Genomic DNA, 22,879 nt, shown 5'->3' on the forward strand with positions numbered 1-22,879 from the left:
AGAGCAAAAATAAAAGTTTTACTTTGCTAACACGCTTGATTCACAGTTTAAATGGCTCTTCCCTTATTTAGAAAATCACTACAATGGCAAGGCTATGATTTGAAGATGGCCACAGCCGTTTTTAAGGCTAATTTAAATAAGAATGAACAAGAACAATTGGTGCAAAGAGAGCTTATTCTCAAACACCATTTTAAGTCAAAAGCCTTTTACAATACACACGTAAAAGACAAAAACGCAACTTGGGAAAACCTTCCCATAATAACCAAATCAGATCTACAGCAACCATTGCACCAGCGATTGAGCAAAGGTTTCTCTACCAGAAATGTTTTCAAAGGATCCACTAGTGGTTCTAGCGGTCACCCGTTTTCTTTTGCTAAGGATAAATTTTGCCACGCCATGACATGGGCAGCTTTTGATCACGCTTATAAACAACATGGCATTGATCTCGATCATTCCCTTGAGGCTAGATTTTATGGCATACCGGCAACCGGCACCAGCCGATTCATAGAGCAATTGAAGGATTTTGTAGGGAACAGACACCGGTTTCCAATATTCAATATGAGTGATGCTATTTTGAAGGGATATTTAGATCGCTTTCGCGAAAGCAAATATCATTACATCAACGGCTACACCAGCAGCATTGTTTTGTTTGCCAATTATTGTCGTGCGCAACAAGTCATTCTTAAAGACATTTGCCCTACACTCAAGGCTTGTATAGTGACCAGCGAAATGCTTTTTAAGGATGATCGCGAGTTGTTAGAATCTGTACTAGGAATACCTGTGATCAATGAATATGGTAGCAGCGAGACTGGATTGATCGCGATGGAAAACCCAGATGGCACAATGATACTTAACACAGCGACTCTTTTTATTGAAGTCGTAGATGAGCAAAACCAACCCGTTGTAGATGGGACGGTTGGCAGAATTCTTATCACAGATCTGTATAATAAGGCACATCCATTCATTAGATATGAGATAGGTGATCTGGGAAGTATTGCTAACAAAAAAGGGGTGAAAATCCTGGAAAAATTACAAGGTAGAACCAGCGATATTGCACGATTACCAAACGGTAAAGTAATTCCCGGTCTGACCTTTTATTATGTTACAAAGAGTGTTATTTCAGAATCCAATAATGTTGTTGAATTCGTCATTATACAAAAAGAGCCTTTAGTTTTTGAGATTCGATATGTGGCGTCAACAGAGTTGAGCTTCAAAGAAAAAGAAAAGGTAAAAACAGCTATGGCTACTTATGCCGACGCCTCTATAGAAGTGATTTTCCGAAAAAAGGATAGGCTAGATCGCAGTAAAAATGGAAAGCTCAAGCAGTTCGTCACAGAAGTTTTAGGTTAGAGCCGTTTCTTCATCGTATTCTTCACAAAAAATTGCTCGTAAAAGAATTGTACCATACACCAGCAACTTTTCAGAAATCCGTATCCTAAATGGCTTCTATAAACCGCAAAATTATATTTAATCAGATCGATTTTTGAGGCAGATAGTCCAGCTCCTAATCTGTAACTGGCCAGAGGTTCTTGGATACCTATTGCTGGACCACCTTTTTTGAGTACATCCAGCCACATCGCCCAATCCTGTCGTTTGCGCATACTGGAAATTGAGATTTTACCAATGACGCTCGCATCATAGATACCTGTTAGGTTTCCTAGATAGTTAGTATTGTGTAGCTTATTAAAAGTCAATTCTGAAAAAACCTGCTGTACAGCTACTGGATTATTTGAATCATCCTTAAAAATCTCATAAGCTGAATAGCAAACCTTCCTTCCGCTGGAGTTCATAGCCTCTATTTGCGTGTTTAGCTTGTAGGGCCTCCACAGGTCGTCTGCGTCTAGAAAAGCTATGTAACGGCCCGTAGATAACCCCAATGCTTTATTTCGAGTATATCCAGCGCCCATGTTCTCCTCATTGCGCTGAATAACAAAGTTGATGTTTTGTTTATGATGTTGTTGAGAATACGCTTTCGCGAAAGCGTGACTATTATCATTGCTGCAATCGTCGACGACTATAATTTCAATAGGGCGATAGTTTTGAGCTAAGATACTATCCAGCGTATCTTTTAAAGTCGCAGCACTATTGTAAACTGGGACGATCACTGAAACCAAATCCATTAATAGGCTTTTTTATCGCCCACTAGAATGTTGAGTACGGTTTTGAAGATGATACGTATGTCCATGACGGTACTCCAGTTTTCTATGTAGTCGATGTCGTTGCGCACGCGGCCCACGATGTCATCATCTGATTCTACCTCACCACGATAACCGCTTACCTGGGCAAGACCGGTAATACCTGGTTTTACAAAGTGCCGTACCATGAACTTATCGATACGCTCTGCATACATATGGGTGTGGCTCACCATATGTGGTCGCGGTCCAACCACACTCATGTCACCTTTTAAAACGTTGAAAAACTGTGGTAGCTCATCAATGCTGGTTTTACGCAGCAGTTTTCCCAATCCAGTGATACGTGTGTCATTGCGAGACACTTGGTGTAAATGTGCGGTCTTGTTGGGCACCATGGATCTGAACTTGTAACATTCGAATTCCTGATAGTCCAATCCATTTCTCTTTTGCTTAAAAAAGATGGGGCCATTTGATTCCAACTTGATCAGAATAGCAATAAGAGGTGTAAGCCAGGACAGAAAACCAATGATGACTAGAAGTGAAAATATGATATCAAAAGCTCTTTTGGCCAACTGATTCAAAGGATCGTCCAGAGGTATTTCCCTTAGGGAAAGTATAGGTGTTTGTCCATAGTAGTCATATTTGAGGTGCTTGGAAAGTATGGTTTCTGGATTGGGAATGAATTTGAGCGTACGCAGATTATTGTCTGCATAATCTGTCAGCTCTAAAAGTTCATCGTTGTCAAGCTCCTTAACGGAGCAGAATATCTCATCAATTCCATTTTCAAGTACAAATTCTTTTATGCGATCTAGATCATATCCAGTAGAATTAACGTCGTACAAATGTTGGAGTCTATAACCATAATCTGGATGAGCTTCTAAAAATGTTTCTAACTCCCGAGTTTCCTTATTATCTCCTATCACCACAATATTGCGAAAGTTACCTCCCAAATAACTACGATAGTTTTTAAAAATGAAATAAACCGTGATCTTGAAAATGGCGATAAGCGTGTAAATCACCGCGATGTACTTGAGAATATACCCACTAGTGCTGTCGATTTGATAGTAGTAACCGAAAAATGCAAAGACAACAAGAGTAAAAAACACAGCCTGTTTGAAAATGAGCCCAAGCAATTTTGTGACGGCTGTATTCCTGTGAATTTGGTAAAAGCCTATTTGCATGGACATGATAATCCAACAAATTCCAATGAAAATAGAAAAAGAGAGTGTGTCAAAATTAGATTCAAAGAAAAATGCAGAACCATAAATCACAATAGCAAGGTCAACCACATAAGAAATAGGTCTTATGAGGCTAGAATACCGTCCATCACGATAGCTAAGGCTAGCGTCTGCTGTGCTTTCTAAAGTTTTTGTGTTCACTTTTTTTCAATTCTTCTAGGGACAATTGTTTAAAGTATTCGTAGGTAAGTTTCATTCCTTCCTTTCGATCTATTTTAGGTTCCCAACCCAATACTTCTTTAGCTCTGGTTATGTCTGGTTGACGTTGCATAGGGTCATCCTGTGGCAATGGTTGGTATACTATTTTCTGTTCCGTACCTGTCAAGTCAATAATCTCTTGCGCAAAATCTTTGATAGAGATTTCATGAGGATTCCCAATGTTGACTGGATCAGAATAGTCACTAAGCAATAACCTATAAATTCCTTCTACCTGATCATCTACATAACAAAAAGATCTAGTCTGTGAACCATCACCAAATATAGTAATGTCTTCACCGCGTAATGCTTGTCCCATAAAAGCAGGTATGACACGGCCATCATTCAACCGCATTCGTGGTCCATAGGTATTGAATATGCGCACAATTCTAGTTTCCAATCCATGATATCTGTGATAAGCCATCGTCATGGATTCCTGAAATCTTTTGGCCTCGTCATAGACACCACGTGGGCCTATGGTATTTACATTACCGTAGTACTCCTCAGTTTGTGGGTGCACTAAGGGATCACCGTAGATCTCTGAAGTAGAAGCTATCAGCAATCTTGCTTTTTTAGCCATTGCAAGGCCCAACAAATTGTGTGTTCCCAACGAACCGACTTTCAGTGTCTGGATAGGGATCTTTAAATAGTCTATGGGACTAGCGGGAGAAGCAAAGTGTAAGATGTAATCTAAATCTCCAGCGACATGAACAAAAGTAGACACATCGTGATTGTAGAATTCAAAGTCTTCTCTAGGAAAAAGGTGTTCAATATTCTTAAGATCGCCAGTAATCAAATTATCCATCCCAATGACATGAAAGCCTTCCTTTAAAAAACGGTCACAAAGATGAGATCCCAAAAAACCTGCGGCGCCAGTAATGAGTACTCTTTTTTTCATAGAACAATTGTCAAGATTGTAAATATAAATACTATTCTACCAGTGAGGCGAGTTTGTCGACCCAACGGTCAAGAATCTTTGATCTTGAGAAATTAGTGATAACATAAGATTTGGCCTGCTTGCCCATGTGTTCGCAGATGGCTTGGTCAGATTCCCATTGCTTAATTATTTCTACAGCATCATTCACACTGTAATTGGATAGATATTTTCCGCCTTCAGAATCTTCAATCACATTCCTAACTTCTGAAGCTGGGTTTCCTAGAACCAGTGATGGCTTACCGCTGGCCATCATTCCTAATAGCTTCGATGGCATCACTGTATCCACCACATCATATTTTTGAAATAAGATGTGTGCATCTGCACTGGATAATAATTGCGGTAGTTGGTCATAGGGAACTGGATCGTGAAAATGAATGTTTTCATAATCCGTATTTTGTTTAAGCCAATTCATTTTTGATCCTGCACCTACAACGATAATATCCAAGTCTTTTTGGGGTATCGCTTTCGCGAAAGCGAGGAAAAATTCCCAATCCTGCTTATCTCCAACATTACCACTATAAAGAAGCTTGAATTTTTCACTCGTCAAGAATGAATGTGGATCCGTATAGGGAATATCAAACTTTGCCGGTTCGATCCAGTTAGGTAGATAGTAGGTTAGGGTATTCGTTTTGGAAGCCAACTTATCGATCATCAAGTGACTTATGGTACTAATAATTGATGCTTTTTTCAGGATTTTTGATTCTATCCTAAAAAGTTGTTCAAAAACCCACTTTTTACTGCTGCCAGAAACACCAGATTGCAGGGCAGCATCAAACTCAAAATCCTGAATGTGGATCCAATGTGGAGTCTTGCGCTTTTTAGCGTGTCGATTTCCTAGGTACGCGGATGTGGTAAATGGAATGATAGAAATTACCAAATCGCAACAGTCAATTTTCTTCAAATTGTGCCAACTCCCGTAAGTGAAACTTAAAATGTGAAGGACTCGCTTTAAAAATGACGGAGACTCAGGAACATATTGTTTGTACCGGTAGACCGTAACACTCTTAGAATCTTCTTTAACGTATGAAGAATGCTTATCGTAAGGTTCTTGAATCTTCCACTGTGGATAATAGGGCATCGCAGTAACGACATTAACATGGGCGCCGGCAGTGATTAATGCTTCTACCATTTGAGTGGAGTATAGTCCTATGGCTGTATCCTCAGGCGCATAATTGAGACTTATGAAGGTGATGGTTTTTGAATGCAGCTCCTCCAATATGCTTTAATTTGAGTTGATGATATCTAAAAAACGTGCTCTAAACATAGACTGACTAAAGTTTTTACAGTAATTCCTATTGGTGTTTTCTACATCTACTAAAGTCTCTGGACTATTGAGTATTTTCAAAATGGAGTCTATCAGATTTTCATCAATTGGTTCAATCAAATCACCATTTTTGGAAGAGAGCACGTCAGAAATTCCTGAAACATTTGATGCAATAATGAAACAACCATGACTCAATGCCTCTAGAATCACCAATGGCTGGCCTTCCAGTTTATTTAATGTAGGCATGCAAAAAACGTCTGCCCAATCGTATAGCTCTGATTTTTTACCGCCAGCCACAACGCCACAATACTCTATCTGTTTATTATTCGCAATACGCCCCAGTATATCCAATCGATCTGTGGATGGTACCCCAGCTATTTTTATTTTGACCTTATGACCAGTTGCAATTAATTCATCCATTGCATCAAGGAAAACTTCTATCCCTTTAGCTGGCAATAGGTTACTCAGAAACAATATATTAATACCTATATGTTGTCGGTCTTTCGGTTTTGTAGCCTCTGTTTGAGAAAAGTTCCAGCAGACAAAGACCCTTTTCATTGGTAAAAACAGATTGAAGTTGGCCTTCATAGATTCTGATAGAACAATGGCTTTATCAAAACGAGAAAGCAGCCATTTAGAAATTATCTGTTGCCATTTGCTAAACTTTAAATAATTGCTATTCAATGCATTACCATGTAGATGTACTATTTTTTCCTTCCCTAGAATTGTAGCTAATATTATGAATGGCGCATACTTTACAATACCTAGAAAAGATTGACCTATGCTACAGTAAATAACGTTTCCTGAAAAAACATAATGTAATTTTAAATAGGTTTTAAAGATGGCGAGTTTGTATAAGGTAACCTTGCCAATGCTCTGGTCTAGACCCCTCTTGATTTCCATATCGATAGGCCTTACAACCCAACCATCGGACTCCATGACTGCGTCGACCTCAACGTTTGCAATATTATTACCCGTCAATGGCGGCGGGAAAGGCCCGATCAAAACAAATTTTTTACTTTTGACCATTAATCTTGTGAGAAAAATGTTTTACAATATACATTCAGAAATGGCAAGGTAAGAAAATAGGTAGGTCATTGTGTAAAACTAAGCGTCTATTGACCTTTGGGTGATCAATAATACTTTAAGTTATAGATTTAAAAGAAAACAGTTGAATATAGTAACCTCAATTTGCGTGGATGTCGCTACCATCAATCAGATTACCACATCAAAAAGTCCACAGATCAAAAACAAAAAGGATCACCGATCCATTTATTGGAAATGTGTGACGGCTTTCTGTCTTACTTCTCTACGATGCAATTCTAACTTATCTCACCTTGTATTTACTAACGATGCCCATGAAGTAATCATAGACGGTATCAACATCAAGACACTATTGGAAAGCAAAGGCGTCAATATTATATCACTGCCATTTCTTAACTATGATCCTAAAGAGAATTCTAATTATTTTAGAAATGCCTTTTATAAACTTGAAGTGATAGAAGCGCTGGGAAAATTAGAAAATCCATCATTACTACTTGATAGCGACTGCATCTGGACGCGACCAGCAAGTGATGTTTATAAATTGATAACGCAAGACGATAAGGTTGTGTTGATGGATATCTATCAGCGATCAAATACGCCATTTATTAAGGAACCGCACGACCTAAGTATGGAAGATATGAAGCAGATTTATGATCAAATTAAGGTTTCCAACCTTACCTGCAAACGTGATTTTCCTATCTGGTATGGTGGCGAGATCATAGGTGCTCAACCTTATATTTTTAAGGAAATAAGCGAAAAAATCAGACTGGTGTTTGATTTCTGCTTGGAACAAGCACAAAGTGGCAATCCGCTTGTTTTTGCTAATGGTAGGACTGTTTTTGATGGTGATGAGCTCATTACTTCACATGTTTTCAATTGTATGGATGATCATGATATTTATGACGCTTTCGCGAAAGCGATAAAACGAATATGGAATGGAATAGGCCACAACAATGTTGAGGACGAAGATCTGAATCTACCTATCTGGCACCTACCAGCAGCAAAAGAGAATGGCTTAAAGCGAATTTTTGAAGAATTAGTGCAGCCTCATAGTCCTTTTTACGAGCTAAATACTGACCCTGCTTTATTTTTGGGTCGGTTTGTAGGGATACCATACAACAACCTGTCGTCTCGATCAAAATTGGAAAGACAATTAAAAATCTGGTTGAGAAAGCTTGTCAGATAATTCTTGATGTGCCACAACGCACAATCAATTAATGTGTAAGCTCTATAGGTTACTTTTTAAATCCAGTAAAGGCAACAAAAAGAAAAGCAGATAAATAGCTGAAATACACCACTCCATTCTCTCGCTCCAGAATATTTTCTGAAAACATCACAAGCAGATAAAATACAATGATGGAAACGGCGATGTGACCATTTACTTTTATAAGACCAAAAAGCAAATAGATCATGTAAATGGCAAAAAATATTAACCCAATGAATCCGGCACGCAGTATAATGCTCAAGTATTGATTGTGGGAATTGTATTTGTATAAAGCTAAGTTCCCGTTTGTTTCCTGATAGCAGTCCAATAACTTCTCCCTTGCATCACCAACACCAAAACCTAACATACCAGCCTGCGGAATAATTCCCTTACCGCACTTATAAATCTCCATTCTTATATTGGTCGAGCTCATCTCGATATTATCTTCTGCGCCAATTCTAAGAAGCTCTGAGAATTTACTGTTCACTTTAGGGTGCATGATAATTGCTGATGCAAACATCACCCCAACGATGCCTAGAACCGTCCATGTTTTAGTGTTTCCAGCAGAAATAACGTAATAAAAGCCAGCAATAACAAGTGATAGAATGGGGCCCTTTTTTATCAAAATGAGCATGAATGCAGCGATAATTATATTACAAATGATCAAAAAGGCAATCTCTTTTGCAGACTTAGTATGGGTGAGCAAGTGTAATGACATGAGAATAGCGATCGCACCGTGCATGCTCAAATAAATGGGGTGGATATTGTACGGTCCCAAATCCTTATCAATTACAGTAGGGAAGTGTTGAAAGAGCGAAACCCCATAATGTTCCCAGAATATGCAAAAGAAAATTATGAAAGCTAAAGCAACTGAAGTAATAAATATGGAGAAGAAAACGGGAATTCTTGATCGGAGGGAATTCTTGACCTTATCTGGCATGCCACTGAAAAATAGCGGCAATAGAATTAGTGATGCTGCTGTTTCAAGCTTTTTAATGCCTAAATCTAAGTTTTCAGTATAAAACAAGCTGATACCGTAGAGCAGGTATAGCGCTGATCCCATAATGGCAAGCTTGAAGTTGATAGTAATCTTAGTTCTTTTATCAAAAAAACATAGAATTGTCATCACGGCGATACCCACAATAATTATGTTACGCAATAAACTGGGAAGAATAGGCATGGCAAATCCTGCCGTACAGATATAAAAATAAATTTTTTCTAATCTATTCAATTTCATTTGCTGATTGCTAATTTTTTATTGGAAAACATGAAGGTGTTCAAAAGGGCCTGTGCTAAAGTAGGTAGTAAATAAAGGCTAAGGAGAGCACCGCCCATGTATGCCATACCATTTGTAAAATCACCTCTTAAAAACATGAGTAGATGTAGTGAGAAATAAATAGCAGTACATTGTTTAAATAAATTCCCAGACCTGAGCCATTTCATGAATAAAATTATGACGCAGACCAGAAAAAAAGAAAAAAAGATGACTCCAAAAAAACCAAAATTATGATATGCTTCTGACACAAAAGGATTAGAAACATTCGTAAAGCTGAATCCGTAATCATTGTCAAGCGTATTCCCAACGATTAAACCTGAAGAAGGTGGTTTTCCAGTCCATATGGCTCGCGGCACAAAAAATAAAATGCCACTTAGCATTTGATAACCCAAACTGAGGCCATGGTTTGAAACGTGTTCAATAACTACTCCTATATTTAGGAAAGCATCATAATTAAGACTGTAATAACCGTTTGTCAAAGCTCCCTTTTCTACCTCAACAAGCAATAAACTTGGATTGTAAAGTAGCTCTTGTGCACCATAATCCACATGTGTCAAAAGCTGTGCTAATGGGAAACCTATCAACATTGCTACGAATATCATCCCACATACCTTTAGGTTTGTGTTTATCATTTTAGGTGCGTATAAAAATAGAAGTATAAAGAATATAGGACCCAACTCATGTCGCTTAGTCAATAAAGGATTTTTAAAAACCAATAAAAGCACAAAAAATAAAATTAGAACAATGTAAAGAACCCATTTATTAGACACACTAGTTTTTAACCTTATGGCCTTGGTTGTAATTACTATTCCTGATAGAGGGACTACAAATAAAATCTTGGTTTTAAACAAACCTTCAACAACACTAATCTCTAGTGCTTGCCACGAAGGGCGATTCAACTCATAAATTATAAATTCAAAGTTTGCAAATAGAATAATTAACCCCATTAATAACCATATTATAGATAAGATGGGTAAGCTTCTATTTCCAGTTGTTTGCTTTGTCTTGAAACTGACACTTCTTTTAAAAACTAAAGTTTTGAACTTGAGATAAAATGCGAAAAAACTACCGTTGAAGATTAAAACTAAAATCAACGTTTTTATCACAAGGTCTTCTTTTAACGGGAACTTATTTACAAAAATCATTTGCTCTGACCCTACCATCTGCGTAATCTGTGTCATAGGTGCTACCAAAAAAAACAAATAATTGAAAACAATAAAGGTAGATAAGAATGGACTGTATGATCTCTCAATATATAAATGATAAATCACCATAAGCGTAATCACAACAAAATTTGCCGCAAATAACATATAGATATATGCGTTTTCAGGTTGGAAATTCCAAAAATGAAACAGACTCACCAATAGGTAAACCACTACGAATAAGTCTCTCCACTTAATCATTTAGGACAGCTATAAAGGGCTCACACATTCTTTCTATACTATAATTTCCTTTGCAAAATTCATGAATAGGTCTACGCTTTGAAATCCAATAATCCTGATTTTCAAATACTTTTAGAATGGTTTTTTCTAAAGCTTTATTGTTATTTGTTTCATAGTAAATAGCATTTTCATTTTCTTGAGCGGCCTCGATTTCTGGACTGTGTGGTTCTTGTTTTGAAATGATCATTGGTACACCATAGCCAAAACTTTGAATAATATTTAAACCAATATACCCTGGAGAGACGCTGAATAAAGAACTAGCATACAACTTAGATAATATTTTATTGTCAAAAATCACATCGAGAATTTCAACCCTAGATTCTAATTGGTCAACTGCAACGGCTTGCACTAGCTCTTTTTTTTGCGGTCCTGTTCCAACTATAATAAGCTTTGTGTCGTCAGGTAAAGCTTTATAGATAGACTTAAAGGCCTCATACAAATTCATAACTTTTTTTGAAGTCACTAGTCTACCTACATAAATAATGTTTAAGGCTTTATTGTTCTGTAAGGTATAGCGCATCTCACTTTTATTAAGTAGTGCATTTGAAGATGCTCTTATTATTTGATGAGGTGTTTTAATTTTCAGCTCATCCTTTTGACGTTGTGTATAAGTAATGATTTCGGTAGCCATCAATCGCATAAGGTACCTTAAAGGTTCCGTTCTTGATGAACTGCCTTTTCTAGACCACGCATGTCCCCATAAAATAGTCTTGCGATTAAGAAGCTTGCGAACTATCAAAAGCAACCATGTAGTAATAATTCTGGGGTTAAGTTCTAGAACAACTATATCCTGTGTGGTATATATTTCGAAATCAAGTGATTGCGTCATAACTCTGCGACCACAATAAAATGTTTGTCCTATTGACTTATCAGTTTCTAACACTGTAGAGTGTTTTATTGTTTGATCAAAGGTCTGATCGCCTGAGTAAAGTTTAAAGCTTTCCCCTAACTCTGTTTTCAAATGATTGAAGAACTTGATCCGATACTCAGGAATTAGATTCTGAACGATAATAATGCCTTTAGTCTTCATTCGTCTACTTGATTTCTTGCCGCCGGCATGTCTCTAAAATAGTAAAAGAAAGCACTCATTCCCAGCAGAAGAATCTCAACAGACGTAAATATATAAGCGGTTGCCTCTATCCCAAAAGTTGGAGTAAATAACAGGCCTAGAGCAATTGTTATAATGGCACCTGTCGTTAAGACCTGAAGGCGTCTTTTGAATAGTCTTTGCGATGGTGCATATAAAGTTGCATATAGCATGGTTAGAGAGGACGTGAAAGCTACAATAGTCATTATCTTGAATAAATGGATATACTCATAAGTCGCTGGATTAGAAAATAATAACTTTATCAGCCACTCGCCTAGAAAAAATAAATTGGCAAAAAGAACCAACCCAATAGAACCAATGATTGGAATCATTTTTTTCATAAATCTAATGGTCTGTTGCGCAGTTTTTCTCGAGACAAAAGGGTATAAAACTTGATATATTGGCATGAAAACAGTCTTTGATGCAATGACTAGCTTCTCAAATATGCTATAAACTCCAACTATGGCATTTCCTTGAAAGAATCCCAAGATCAAACCATTAGCAATAATCACACTAGAGGATGACACATTAGAAAGAGTGACACTCATGCTGTCCATGTAAAACGACTTAAATCCTTTGGATATGTGCCATCTTAGTTTCACATATTTCAAACTAATAACCACGCTTACAACCCCAGCTATTATGAAACCTATTGAATTGAATATTGGTACCAATAAGTAATCGCCGGTATTTTTTACAAACAGGACAATCAAGATTGTGAAAATACATTTTGCTATAACATGAATTATCGTGATGATCTGCATTTTTTCTATGCCTTGGAAAAACCATACGGGAAACACTGCCTGACCAGCAACAACACCATAACTAAGCAGATAAACTTTCCATTCTACAGAGAGTCGTTCTATTGAAAATACCGCACCACATAGGACAACAAATACTGTTATTATCAGCAGTATCCTAGACCAAAATACAGAAGAATAAAAATCTGATAAACACCTACTTTCTTTTTTAAGTACCGCAACCTCTCTTGTAGCCGTAATATTGAATCCAAAATCAGTAAATACGATACAAAAACTCATTACATACTGAGCATACATTATTAGACCAAACTTATCCTCGTCTAATTGATGCTCTAGAATAGGGAGGATAAGTAGAGGTAATAGAAAATTTAAGCCTTGCAAAATTGAAACGTAGAAATAATTTTTTACAACCCTTTTTTTATCAGTTGAGAATTTTTGAAAAATAAACTTCATTGCGTTTTTGGTAAATTCTTAAAGAACTGATGATCTGAAGGTCTCTTGATCACATAAGCTGTTTACAAAACATTTACATCAACTTTCCTCAAAGTTAGAAGAAAGTAGTGGTTATGGTTTTACTGCTATAGCGAGTTCAAATAACCATAATTTTTAGAATACACCAACGAGACAAACTTGTCGCCGTAATAAGTAGCTGTACCATGCTTAATACTCATTTTTTCAAGTTTTTTGATGATGGCTTTAAACGTTTGATACTCTCCTAGCCTGTCAGTATCGTCAAATATGATTATAAAGTTTTCAAAATCTATAAGCGTTTCAAGATACTGGAGTACATCATTTCTGGAATGATTTTTTGTTCCTAAAGGTCCATCAATAACAATTAATTGAAATTTACCGTGCTGTGCGATCTTACCAAAATCGACATAATTATAAGATCGATATTTATTAAGATACTTCCCTTCTTTTGCCGCGATCAATTCAATCTTAGAACATTCTGAAAGCTGAAACTTAGAAAAATGTTTTATCCAGTTCTTATCATGTTCTACAATAATATGATTACATGTATTGTATTCCTGACCTAGAAAGGTAGATATAAACTTTGTTGACTCACCCAGTCCCAATTCCAATAACTGTTTAGGTTTAGAAATAGAAATAACCCTATGCAGCAAATACAAAAGAGTATAACTTGCAGAAAACCTTCCCACATTAAGTGATAAGCGATCTAAGTAAGAATATTGTTTTATGCTATCATGAAATACGTTTGCCCATACGGATTCATTAACCTTGCGCACAATAGGAAATTGATAATAGCATCTTTTGATAAACTTTCTCATGAACGCAAATTTTCATATTGGATGATAACATTGTCTAAAGCCATTTTTACTTTTTGAATTTCAAAATTGAATGTAGTTATTGTCAGGCTACAGTCCATAACACTATAAGCCGGTCGCTGCGCCAGTGTGGGAAATTCACTAACGGGAAATATCTTTTTATGCATCGAGGCCTTTTCTATAATCGCTTTCGCGAAAGCATACCAAGTCATACTATCCTTATTGCAAAAGTGATAAGTTCCATATTTTTTAGGGTCATTTTCAATCACATGCTTGACAAAACTGGCAACGTCCAGAGCACTTGTAGGACAGCCTGTTTGTGTGTTTACAACCTCCATTTCTTCAAGATCATTCTCTATTACCCACTTGAAAAAATTCTTTCCGTGTGGTGCGTAGAGCCAAGAAATCCTAAAAATGTAGTGTTTCGCTGCAGAGCGCTTTATCAGTTTTTCCCCCAATAATTTACTGTGCCCATAAACATTTATAGGATTTACAGGGTCAGTAGGCTTATAAGGTTCAGTCGAATTACCATCGAACACATAGTCCGTTGAAAAATGAATGATTGTGGCACTAATTTGTTTTGCAAGAGAAGCGAGCATTCCAACAGCGCTGCCATTAATCTTGTGGGCTTTTTCTGGCTCCTTTTCCGCCAGATCTACGGCAGTATATGCCGCACAATTGATAATAAATTCTGGTTGGTGTTTTAAAAGCTGTTGTCTAACTTTTGAATAACAGGTAATATCGAGGTCCTCTTTGTCCAAAGCCACTATATCAAACCCTGCAAATTCATGAACCATACTAATGCCCAGCATGCCACCTGCGCCTATGATCATTACCTTTTTCAACTCAATTTGTTTTAAGGGTTCTTAGCAGAATAAGTATTTAAAAACCTCCATAAGAGAGGTATGCTTGCAACAATGACTCCCAAAACAAAAAACACAAATATCAGCTTCAACTTTATGTGTTCATTCTTTACATTTCCTTTTACAATGTATTCAGAGACAACATTCACGACATTTTCCGATGCATATTTATCGTCTCTTAAATCTTGCAAATCTTCTAACAAGGATTGTTTTTGATAAAACAAACTGCTTAGGTTGTCAGATGAGCGCTGATCTCCTACAAAAAGATTGGTGTTGCCACTAGAAGATTGATTTGTAGAAATCATTTTTTGATAGGCTGCTATTAAAGAATCAATTTCAGACAATTGATATTTCTTTGCTGTAATGTCAAACTCTGTATTCTCAAGATATGAGAGTCTAGCAGCTTTAATTCCAGAGTTTTCCTTTATGTCAATAACCTTAGGTATGACCTTTTCAAGTATTGCCCTGGTTTCCGCCTTGGCAATAATTTCGTAAAATTCATAATCAATTTCTCTTTTGGCTTCTTTAAAACCTTCAAAAGTGAAATTGTCAAGAGCCATAGTGTCTGAATCCCTTGCCAATCGATCATATTCCGCAAGTAATTCTGTATCGTTATAACTTTCTTCAATAGAAAAAGACTTCAGCTTCTTTGCCTCTTCTACAGAGAGTCCAAGAGCATTAGCAAGTCTATCATAATCGCCTTCACCAGTAAGCGAGTTGTAGTATTTTATATTTGAAATAAGCTGCGAGGAACTATTAAAGTTAGGTTGCACTCGCAATTGTGCCGTGTAGTTAGATTTCCCTGCAGAATCAAAGTAATATCCTAGCCCAATTCCCACTAAAATAAACAGGCCAACGAGAATGATGTTTTTCTGTAAAAAGATCAAGAAAAGAATAATCGCGTGACCTATCGCCTTAAAGAAATTCCCGATCGCTCTAAAAAACCCCTTAATTCCATCGCCTATCCAGACAAAAACAGGAACCAGGTCTACTTCCTGCTCCTCTTGTTTTTGATTTTCGTTTTGATTCATAATGACTTTGTTAATGAAAACCCAAATATAACGTAAGTGAAAGCTATTTTATTGGTTGACTTTTTGATCCTCAACTTTAGGTAGACTTTCCTTCAGGATTTGCTCCAGAATCTTTTCAGTGATGACATAAACAGGTTTGACACCGGTAAGTCCCAGGCCACCACTGGCAAGTGTATGACCCGTTTTAAGTGGATTGTCACTCGCATAATAAGCGTATCGCACGCGCACCTTCTTTGAGATGCTACGGCGCACCTTAGAGGCTGCCTGGATTGCTTTCTGGTAATGAGCACCTTCCATTTCTAATCCAATAACGCGCCAGCTGGAATTGTAGAAGTATTCTAGGACGTCTTTATTTTGGAGCGATGTACCTAGAACAGTAACCATAGATCCAGAAACTACGTTCAGACCTACTGTGGCGAGATCTTTTTTGGACAGTCTGTTTTTAAAAGGATAATTATCTGCCGTTCCCTCAAATACGTGCGCGTCTGGTACCATGATGTCGCCCTTTTCACCTTCCAATATTCCAGCCTTTCCCATAATACTCACACTCTTGATGTTCATATGTCTGGGCACAATTCCATCTTTATAAGGTTTGAGCAATTCGTCCAGTGTTTCATACGCCTGCTCGCCAAAAGCATAGTCCATCACTATTAGAACGGGTTTGTTGTTGTTATCGCTTTCGCGAAAGCGGTCTTCACAAAAACCAACGTGCTCAAACGAAGTCTTAGAAGTATCAAATACCTGTACATCTATGTTGGTACCACTTTGATCTTTAAGCTCTTGCATACCATGCTGCAAGGCATACTTTTTAATGGCATCGCGGTTCTTCTTCCCACTAGGTTCACTAAGCGAGGCAAAGGTCTCCATACGTCCCTTTTTACCGATCTGCGCGGCAAGAACCTTAGGCCCGTAAACCGAATTCATAACAGAATGCAGGTTGGCACTTATGATGTGCAGTGGCCTGTCAAAAAGGTTATGATCTATCAGGTGTTTCTTGATGCGCATCGCCCATCGATCACCATGAATATGGTGCCCTAATCGTTCTCGCAAGACTGGAGAAAAGGTGATGATGCGCTTTTGCTCATCAAGGATCTCGTGTTTGCCCAGCAATCCTAAATAATAAATCGTGCTTAAAAACTGATTGGGATTATCTGGTGTTGCAAATGAGCGATACACTTGCATCACCTCATCAAAGGTCCTACCCAGAATGTTGGCTGTATGAATGACTGCTACTTCTTTTTCCTCTTGGGTTAGCTCATCTTTTTCAACGGCATCTTCAAGACATTTCCAGTCTCTTGTGGTGCTACCATCATCATTAATGATGACTCGTTTCATGATTTTGTGAGACTCCACCATCAAGAAAGTAAGGTGCGTCAGGATATCATAGATCTCTGACCGGCCGCGAGTGATCTCAATATTCATCTGTTGCTTATCGATACGATAGCAGTTGCGACGGCGCTTTTTAGGGATAATAGGCTTAAAGTGTGAACCGCTGTAGCCTTCATCACTGGTTAAATTGATGTAGGTACACTCCTCGATGCCCATGGGCAATCTGTCCATAACATAAAGCAAACCGCTTAACTCGATCTTATCCTCTGCAATGGAGCCGTAAATCTCAGGTCTAATCGTTAATAACGATTCTCTTAAAGATTCACCGCTCACGCCCATAGGCTTATAAAAACCTCGATTGAATAAATGTCGCATGGTGATGTACATGCGTTCAATGGCATTGGTGCTTTCTTGTGCTCTCGTTCTAGGTTCTACGTTGATTATAGGCATAAAAGGTAATTTCTATGCAAAGATAGGTTTATAGCTCTATTTACGAAGATTAGGGTATGTCAAGAAATTGCAATAAGAATGATTGTCTAACCGTGATTTTTACTTTCAAAGAATCCTGCAATCTTTCTATCATTAGAAAGCCGTGGCAATTTATTCTGGCCACCTAATTTACCAATGCTTTTCATGTATTGTTGAAAAGCTCCCGTTTTCAGAATTTTGATCTGTAGCGGTTGCAGAACTTTTCCTCTAATAAGATCATCGTAGTAGCTGTTTTGCTGGCGCATTTCTTGATCTAAGGTTGACTTGAATGACTCCAGTTGATCTGCGCTAATAGGATCATCCATTTCTACAAACCATTCATGATAGGGCAACTCTCCAGTTGGCGGGTCCAATTGCGGTGCTACTGTGAATTCGTTTATAACCACTTTTAATTTACTGATTGTAGATTTCATGGCCTCTTCTACTTCTTTGCCTATAACATGTTCACCACTGGCGCTTATATAATGCTTGACACGACCTGTAACGATAACTCGGTATGGTTTTGTGCTGGTGAATGCGACGGTATCACCAATATTGTAAGCCCATAAGCCAGCGTTAGTAGAAATGATCATCACGTAGTTGATCCCAGTTTTTACTTGGCCTATGGTCAATCTAGGCGGATTTTCATCATGGAACTTGTCCGCAGGGATGAATTCATAGAAAATCCCAGCATCGAGAAGAAGCAACATCCCTTTTTCAGATTGTTTGTCTTGATACGCAAAGAATCCTTCACTAGCTGGAAAAAGCTCGATGCTATCTATGGGTCTTCCCAATAGTGCATCAAATTTCGATTTGTATGGCTCAAAATTGACACCACCATATATAAGCAGATCAAGCTCTGGAAAAACCTCGCCTACCTTCTTTCCCGTGCGCTTAACGATGCGTTCAAAATACATTTGCAGCCAGCTAGGAATCCCAGAAATGACCGTCATGTTTTCTTTTAACGTCTCGTCTATTACCGCTTCAACTTTAGTTTCCCAGTCTTCAATACAATTGGTTTCCCAACTGGGCATTCTATTTCTTTGTAAGTATTCTGGTACATAGTGAGCCACGATACCACTTAACCTACCTAGTTGGATTCCGTTTTTTTCTTCTAACTCTGGACTGCCCTGGAGGAAAATCATTTTGCCGTCCACAAATTGGGATTTACCAGTTTCATGAATGTAACTCAAGATGGCATTGCGCGCAGCCTTGATATGCTCTGGCATGGACTCTTTAGTCAGCGGGATGTATTTGGCGCCGCTGGTAGTTCCAGAGGTTTTGGCAAAATAGAGTGGTTTACAGGGCCATAAAACATCAGGCTCACCCGCCACGACTCTATCCACGAACGGTTTTAACTCCTCGTAATCCCGAACGGGCACTTGATTTGCAAAGTCTTGTGGTGTTTTGATGGTGGAGAATGAGTGCGCTTTCGCGAAAGCGGTATTTCCAGCCATTTTTAATAACTGTCGAAATACTTTTTCCTGAGACTTAATTGGATTCTGTGCCCATTTATTCGTTTTCGCATGGACAGCGGCAGCAAATACTTTTGCCGAGATTGACTTAATCGACATCACTCAAAGTTTATAAAATTGATGGGATCCAAGGCATAGCCATCGCTCCATAGTTCAAAATGAAGGTGTGGCCCATTAGTGAGCTCACCGGTATTACCTACACTGGCGATGACCTCGCCGGCAAGGACTTGATCGTTTTGAGATTTAGTCAAAGTGCCGCAATGTTTGTAAACGGTAATGAGTCCATAGGAATGCTCCAGAAGTATGGTGTATCCAGTCTCTGCACTCCAGCCAGAAAAGACTACTGTTCCTGCTGCTGCTGCTTTTACCGGAGTGTTAACTGCAGTAGTAACATCAACGCCATAGTGTTTGTCCTTTGTGCTGTACCCATTGGAAATCTTACCCACTACTGGTTTGAAGAACACAAAATTTGTCCGGGCTTTTGCTCCTTCAATTAGATTGAATTTGTCCTCACGTGCGACCTCTTCCCGCAACAGACTATCTTCTCTACTAGGTGTAAAGTCAGAAAGTGATATGGTAGTTTCTGCTTGAGCGACACTATCAATACGGGCATATTCCTCGCTGGTAATATCGCCGCTCAATACCATCTTAATGCGATCGTATTGTTGTTCATTAAGTGCTAATCGTGCCTTGAGAGAGTCTGTTTCCTGAAGTAATGCCGTTGTCTCGTTGCGCACCTTGCTATCTGAATATCCAGGAATAAATTCCCGTACTGGTGTAAAAGCAATAAAGAAGGTTGTTAAACCTACTAAAAGAACGGCGCTCACTAATGTTACCGTGAATACATTGAGACGTGTGAGCTTAAGGCTGAAACGTTCTTCAAAAGTGTCATCGTTGAGCACGACCAGCCGGTACTGGTTCCTCCACTTGCCTTTATATTTCTTCTTAGGTTGTTCCATGTTTCCTTACAAATATAGCAAACGCAACTCTTGATAATGGATTGCACACGGCACCGATTAATGATTGTTAATGCCATGCGTTAGATGAAACCCATTTTGTATCTTTGAAGGATAAAATATATGTTATGATTGCTAACAATTTTCTAGCTATTCCAGGTGTATGGAGCATCGTGCTGATCGTCGTAGTCGTTCTATTACTTTTTGGCGGTAAAAAAATACCTGAGTTGATGCGCGGTCTAGGCGGCGGTATCAAAGAATTTAAGGATGCCACTAAGGAAGATGATAAAGATGATTCTGCTAAAGGGATTAATTCCAAATAGCTTATTCCTTTTACAAATAACAAACAGCCCCAGAAAACATTTTCTGGGGCTGTTTTGTTTGTTCTATTTTCTAATTAAATTCTAGTCTACGAATTCAATGCTTTTCAAAATGGCCTCTAGCTCAAACAGGTAGTTGCGCTGTTCTGCATTAGGAGCAGAAACATAGCCTTCAATAATGAGCCAGTTCTTCTTAGCCTCATTATAAACTGCATAGTTTACAAAAGGCCCAGCCATAAATTTATTCTTGACGTACCAGGTTCCTTTAGTTTCAAAAGCAAACTTGCCATCAATCTGAGTCTCATTTACAAAGGGTGAAAATGCTGGCTCTGTAAGGAATGTACCGTTATCTACTGGAATTTTACGGCTACCTATGGAGTCTCGTACTCTCACTATATCTTGGACAACAGTGCTGTCTCGAGTGATCTCTTCTAATGGAACTTCATAGATCATTATGTCCATGGTTCCCTCAACGATATCGCGGCGTAACCAGGTAAAATCAGGATCGTCAGTTGCTGCATAACGATATGCCTGCGGAACATTAATTTTAATACCGAATCTGTCTGCAATACCATCAGTATTCAGTTTAATGTTACCTATGAGTCGTTGCTTTTCTGCGATCTCGCTATCATTGAAAATGTTGATGATATCATTTGCGTTATCGCTAATGGCCTTGGCAATCGCAGCCGTATTTGGGCCTCGTAAAATGACTCCTAGCTGCGGCAATGCATACTTATCTTTTCTAATAGCAACACCAGTACTGTCTGACTGCTGGATAAAAAGATAATTACGAGACTTCTTAAGCATCCCGCTGAAGGATTCTGGTTTCACCTGATTAAGAGTAAACATAGGTTCCTCCCGAACAATCCCGTCAATAGGTCTTGCGAGTACAGCTCTTATGCTATCTCCTATCTGTCCATCCCAATTGTCGCTATCAACAACTACCAAAATATCATTCAGTTTACCGGCACTGTCATTAATCCTTACTGATTTCTCATTACAAGAAATCATGATTAACGAGAGTAATAAAAACGTATAGTATTTCATATTGCTACTTTAAGTTGAGTGTCATTCCTGGCTTTAGAACCGACGCCTTGTCTGGATTTAGCTTCTTGAGTTGTGCCACGCTCACACCATGCTTTTTCCCTATTTCCCAAAGACTATCGCCTGATTTCACTTTATAAGTGCTGCTTACAGATGTAGTAGGCGCCATTGAGCCGCGAGTCATAATTTTGAGTCGCTGCCCTATTCTGAGGTTATTACTGCGCAAACCGTTCCATCTTTTCAATTGGCTCACATTCACCTTATAGCGATTGGCAATTTTCCCTAAATAATCACCGCTGCGCACCTTGTAGGTAATGCTGGTTTGAGGTACCAAAAGCTTAGGATCTGGTTTTTCAATTTTGTCGGATTCCGCTTTCGCGAAAGCGTAAATTTTCTCCTCATTCCCAACAAACGAAGCAATTTGTGGAGTAGGAAGCCTTAAATAATGCGGTTTTCCCTCAATTAGAGGTATAATGTCCAGTTTATAGCTAGGGTTGTAATACTGAATCATTTCAGTATCCACATCCAGCGCCTGCGCAATGTGGTCAAAATGAATTTTTTTCTTGACGAGTACCGTGTCTGTTCCCATCATCAACCTAGACGGTCGTTGCGGTTTAAAACCATGCTCTGAAGCATACGTGTACAAATACATCATCGCCTGAAATTGCGGTACATAATCTGCCGTCTCGCGAGGCAGGTATGGCCTTAAATTCCAGTAATTCTTGCGACCACCACTACGTCGTATCGCTTTATTTACATTTCCCGCACCTGAATTGTAGGCGGCCAGTGCCAGGTCCCAATCTTCATAGATATCGTAAAGTTCATTGAGGTATTTACAAGCCGCAATGGTTGCTTTCATGGGGTCCATGCGTTCATCCACATAAGAATCCACTTCAAGACCCATAATTCTGCCAGTTGGCAGCATGAATTGCCACAAACCTGTAGCACCAACCCGACTTTTAATCTTTGGGTCCAGAGCACTTTCTACAATAGCAAGATATTTCATCTCTAGAGGGACGTCAAAACGGTCCAATTGCTCCTCAAACATTGGGAAATAATAATCGCTCAATGTCATGATGCGCTCAAGATAAACCCTGCTGTATTTGAGCTTTTTCTTTATGAGAGTTTCTAAAACGGGATTGTAATCAATCTGGAATGGCGTTCCTTGATTCATACGCTTTAAACGTGCCTTGAGCGTGTCTGTAGAAAGTTCAACATCTGTCAGATCAAAATCTTTCAGTTCGTTTTCTCTTTCAAACATGTAATCAAAGCCGTCATGACTATACAACAACTCCTGAAAGCGCTCGTCATAAACATCTGCATCAGGATAAGAAGCCATTCCTAGCGTGTCACTAACCTTTACGGGTTTTATCTCAACATTTCCTTCCAGGGTTTGGATCTGGATGGTGTCGTTCAATACAGGTTCAATCGATGGTTGTTGAGCCACCGCTATGGATAAAGAACCACCTAGAACGAATAACAGACCTTTTTTGATTCTATTCATGATTCTGAATTGATCAATGTTCT

At 38.5% G+C, this 22,879-nt stretch carries 20 protein-coding genes; 3 read left to right on the forward strand and 17 right to left on the reverse strand.

Going from position 1 to position 22,879, the window contains the following annotated elements; translation table 11 throughout:
• Positions 1 to 51: 51 nt before the first annotated feature.
• A complete protein-coding gene (locus BLO34_RS11145) occupies positions 52 to 1,350 on the forward strand; it encodes a phenylacetate--CoA ligase family protein (RefSeq protein ID WP_090755360.1) in 1,299 nt (432 codons plus the stop codon).
• Here the strand turns inward: BLO34_RS11145 and BLO34_RS11150 are convergent.
• The 5 genes from BLO34_RS11150 to BLO34_RS11170 are packed head-to-tail and all read right to left on the reverse strand — an operon-like array spanning position 1,347 to position 6,771.
• On the reverse strand, positions 1,347 to 2,120 hold the full coding sequence (locus BLO34_RS11150) for a glycosyltransferase family 2 protein (RefSeq protein WP_090755362.1): 774 nt from the start codon (positions 2,118 to 2,120) through the stop codon (positions 1,347 to 1,349). The genes BLO34_RS11145 and BLO34_RS11150 overlap by 4 nt on opposite strands.
• Positions 2,120 to 3,511 carry an undecaprenyl-phosphate glucose phosphotransferase gene (locus BLO34_RS11155; RefSeq protein WP_090755363.1) on the reverse strand — a complete coding sequence of 464 codons (1,392 nt, stop codon included), beginning with the start codon at positions 3,509 to 3,511 and terminating at the stop codon, positions 2,120 to 2,122. The genes BLO34_RS11150 and BLO34_RS11155 overlap by 1 nt, the downstream gene beginning before the upstream one ends.
• Positions 3,474 to 4,463, reverse strand: a complete 990-nt coding sequence (locus BLO34_RS11160) for a UDP-glucuronic acid decarboxylase family protein (protein WP_090755365.1) — start codon at positions 4,461 to 4,463, stop codon at positions 3,474 to 3,476. The genes BLO34_RS11155 and BLO34_RS11160 overlap by 38 nt, the downstream gene beginning before the upstream one ends.
• Positions 4,464 to 4,494: 31 nt before the next feature.
• The gene (locus tag BLO34_RS11165; RefSeq protein WP_197672887.1) at positions 4,495 to 5,718 is read right to left on the reverse strand and encodes a WcaI family glycosyltransferase; all 1,224 of its coding nucleotides are present in this window, start codon (positions 5,716 to 5,718) and stop codon (positions 4,495 to 4,497) included.
• A gap of 6 nt (positions 5,719 to 5,724) precedes the next feature.
• Positions 5,725 to 6,771 carry a glycosyltransferase family 4 protein gene (locus BLO34_RS11170; protein WP_157686778.1) on the reverse strand — a complete coding sequence of 349 codons (1,047 nt, stop codon included), beginning with the start codon at positions 6,769 to 6,771 and terminating at the stop codon, positions 5,725 to 5,727.
• Positions 6,772 to 6,937: 166 nt separating this feature from the next.
• On the opposite strand from BLO34_RS11170, the gene BLO34_RS11175 reads away from it, so the two are divergent.
• A complete protein-coding gene (locus BLO34_RS11175; protein ID WP_157686780.1) occupies positions 6,938 to 7,996 on the forward strand; it encodes a hypothetical protein in 1,059 nt (352 codons plus the stop codon).
• 49 nt (positions 7,997 to 8,045) lie between these two features.
• Here the strand turns inward: BLO34_RS11175 and BLO34_RS11180 are convergent, their stop codons facing one another.
• From BLO34_RS11180 to BLO34_RS11225, 10 genes are all read right to left on the reverse strand, one after another.
• Positions 8,046 to 9,251 (reverse strand): O-antigen ligase family protein, encoded by a 1,206-nt coding sequence (locus BLO34_RS11180; protein WP_090755370.1) that lies wholly within the window; start codon positions 9,249 to 9,251, stop codon positions 8,046 to 8,048.
• The gene (locus BLO34_RS11185) at positions 9,248 to 10,693 is read right to left on the reverse strand and encodes an O-antigen polysaccharide polymerase Wzy (RefSeq protein WP_090755372.1); all 1,446 of its coding nucleotides are present in this window, start codon (positions 10,691 to 10,693) and stop codon (positions 9,248 to 9,250) included. The genes BLO34_RS11180 and BLO34_RS11185 overlap by 4 nt, the downstream gene beginning before the upstream one ends.
• Positions 10,686 to 11,762 (reverse strand): glycosyltransferase, encoded by a 1,077-nt coding sequence (locus BLO34_RS11190; protein ID WP_090755373.1) that lies wholly within the window; start codon positions 11,760 to 11,762, stop codon positions 10,686 to 10,688. The genes BLO34_RS11185 and BLO34_RS11190 overlap by 8 nt, the downstream gene beginning before the upstream one ends.
• Entirely contained in the window at positions 11,759 to 13,033 is a 1,275-nt protein-coding gene (locus BLO34_RS11195) for an oligosaccharide flippase family protein (protein WP_090755375.1), read from the reverse strand. Before BLO34_RS11195 ends, BLO34_RS11190 begins: the two co-directional genes overlap by 4 nt.
• A gap of 125 nt (positions 13,034 to 13,158) precedes the next feature.
• A complete protein-coding gene (locus BLO34_RS11200) occupies positions 13,159 to 13,869 on the reverse strand; it encodes a hypothetical protein (protein WP_090755376.1) in 711 nt (236 codons plus the stop codon).
• Positions 13,866 to 14,711, reverse strand: a complete 846-nt coding sequence (gene rfbD / locus BLO34_RS11205) for a dTDP-4-dehydrorhamnose reductase (RefSeq protein WP_231959483.1) — start codon at positions 14,709 to 14,711, stop codon at positions 13,866 to 13,868. Before rfbD ends, BLO34_RS11200 begins: the two co-directional genes overlap by 4 nt.
• A gap of 11 nt (positions 14,712 to 14,722) precedes the next feature.
• Positions 14,723 to 15,760, reverse strand: coding sequence for a hypothetical protein (locus tag BLO34_RS11210; protein ID WP_090755380.1), 1,038 nt, complete (start codon positions 15,758 to 15,760; stop codon positions 14,723 to 14,725).
• A 48-nt stretch (positions 15,761 to 15,808) separates the two neighbouring features.
• Positions 15,809 to 17,539 (reverse strand): DUF6909 family protein, encoded by a 1,731-nt coding sequence (locus tag BLO34_RS11215; RefSeq protein WP_090755381.1) that lies wholly within the window; start codon positions 17,537 to 17,539, stop codon positions 15,809 to 15,811.
• A gap of 86 nt (positions 17,540 to 17,625) precedes the next feature.
• Entirely contained in the window at positions 17,626 to 19,131 is a 1,506-nt protein-coding gene (locus BLO34_RS11220; protein ID WP_090755383.1) for a GH3 auxin-responsive promoter family protein, read from the reverse strand.
• Entirely contained in the window at positions 19,131 to 19,991 is an 861-nt protein-coding gene (locus tag BLO34_RS11225) for a M23 family metallopeptidase (RefSeq protein WP_090755385.1), read from the reverse strand. Before BLO34_RS11225 ends, BLO34_RS11220 begins: the two co-directional genes overlap by 1 nt.
• Before the next feature lie 125 nt (positions 19,992 to 20,116).
• On the opposite strand from BLO34_RS11225, the gene BLO34_RS11230 reads away from it, so the two are divergent.
• The gene (locus BLO34_RS11230; protein ID WP_090755386.1) at positions 20,117 to 20,311 is read left to right on the forward strand and encodes a twin-arginine translocase TatA/TatE family subunit; all 195 of its coding nucleotides are present in this window, start codon (positions 20,117 to 20,119) and stop codon (positions 20,309 to 20,311) included.
• 81 nt (positions 20,312 to 20,392) lie between these two features.
• Here the strand turns inward: BLO34_RS11230 and BLO34_RS11235 are convergent, their stop codons facing one another.
• Positions 20,393 to 21,355, reverse strand: coding sequence for a DUF4837 family protein (locus BLO34_RS11235; RefSeq protein WP_090755388.1), 963 nt, complete (start codon positions 21,353 to 21,355; stop codon positions 20,393 to 20,395).
• Positions 21,356 to 21,359: 4 nt separating this feature from the next.
• Positions 21,360 to 22,856, reverse strand: coding sequence for a LysM peptidoglycan-binding domain-containing protein (locus BLO34_RS11240; RefSeq protein WP_090755389.1), 1,497 nt, complete (start codon positions 22,854 to 22,856; stop codon positions 21,360 to 21,362).
• Between the last annotated feature and the right edge of the window lie 23 nt (positions 22,857 to 22,879).

Origin of the sequence: Nonlabens sp. Hel1_33_55 (assembly GCF_900101765.1) — a bacterium.
Taxonomy (GTDB): domain Bacteria; phylum Bacteroidota; class Bacteroidia; order Flavobacteriales; family Flavobacteriaceae; genus Nonlabens.

Bases quoted from the DNA above. Each gene is read 5' to 3' on its own strand.
- BLO34_RS11145 (WP_090755360.1), top strand. From the start codon at position 52: ATGGCTCTTCCCTTATTTAGAAAATCACTACAATGGCAAGGCTATGAT.
- BLO34_RS11150 (WP_090755362.1), bottom strand. From the start codon at position 2,120: ATGGATTTGGTTTCAGTGATCGTCCCAGTTTACAATAGTGCTGCGACT.
- BLO34_RS11160 (WP_090755365.1), bottom strand. From the start codon at position 4,463: ATGAAAAAAAGAGTACTCATTACTGGCGCCGCAGGTTTTTTGGGATCT.
- BLO34_RS11180 (WP_090755370.1), bottom strand. From the start codon at position 9,251: ATGAAATTGAATAGATTAGAAAAAATTTATTTTTATATCTGTACGGCA.
- BLO34_RS11185 (WP_090755372.1), bottom strand. From the start codon at position 10,693: ATGATTAAGTGGAGAGACTTATTCGTAGTGGTTTACCTATTGGTGAGT.
- BLO34_RS11190 (WP_090755373.1), bottom strand. From the start codon at position 11,762: ATGAAGACTAAAGGCATTATTATCGTTCAGAATCTAATTCCTGAGTAT.
- BLO34_RS11195 (WP_090755375.1), bottom strand. From the start codon at position 13,033: ATGAAGTTTATTTTTCAAAAATTCTCAACTGATAAAAAAAGGGTTGTA.
- BLO34_RS11200 (WP_090755376.1), bottom strand. From the start codon at position 13,869: ATGAGAAAGTTTATCAAAAGATGCTATTATCAATTTCCTATTGTGCGC.
- BLO34_RS11210 (WP_090755380.1), bottom strand. From the start codon at position 15,760: ATGAATCAAAACGAAAATCAAAAACAAGAGGAGCAGGAAGTAGACCTG.
- BLO34_RS11215 (WP_090755381.1), bottom strand. From the start codon at position 17,539: ATGCCTATAATCAACGTAGAACCTAGAACGAGAGCACAAGAAAGCACC.
- BLO34_RS11220 (WP_090755383.1), bottom strand. From the start codon at position 19,131: ATGTCGATTAAGTCAATCTCGGCAAAAGTATTTGCTGCCGCTGTCCAT.
- BLO34_RS11225 (WP_090755385.1), bottom strand. From the start codon at position 19,991: ATGGAACAACCTAAGAAGAAATATAAAGGCAAGTGGAGGAACCAGTAC.
- BLO34_RS11230 (WP_090755386.1), top strand. From the start codon at position 20,117: ATGATTGCTAACAATTTTCTAGCTATTCCAGGTGTATGGAGCATCGTG.
- BLO34_RS11235 (WP_090755388.1), bottom strand. From the start codon at position 21,355: ATGAAATACTATACGTTTTTATTACTCTCGTTAATCATGATTTCTTGT.
- BLO34_RS11240 (WP_090755389.1), bottom strand. From the start codon at position 22,856: ATGAATAGAATCAAAAAAGGTCTGTTATTCGTTCTAGGTGGTTCTTTA.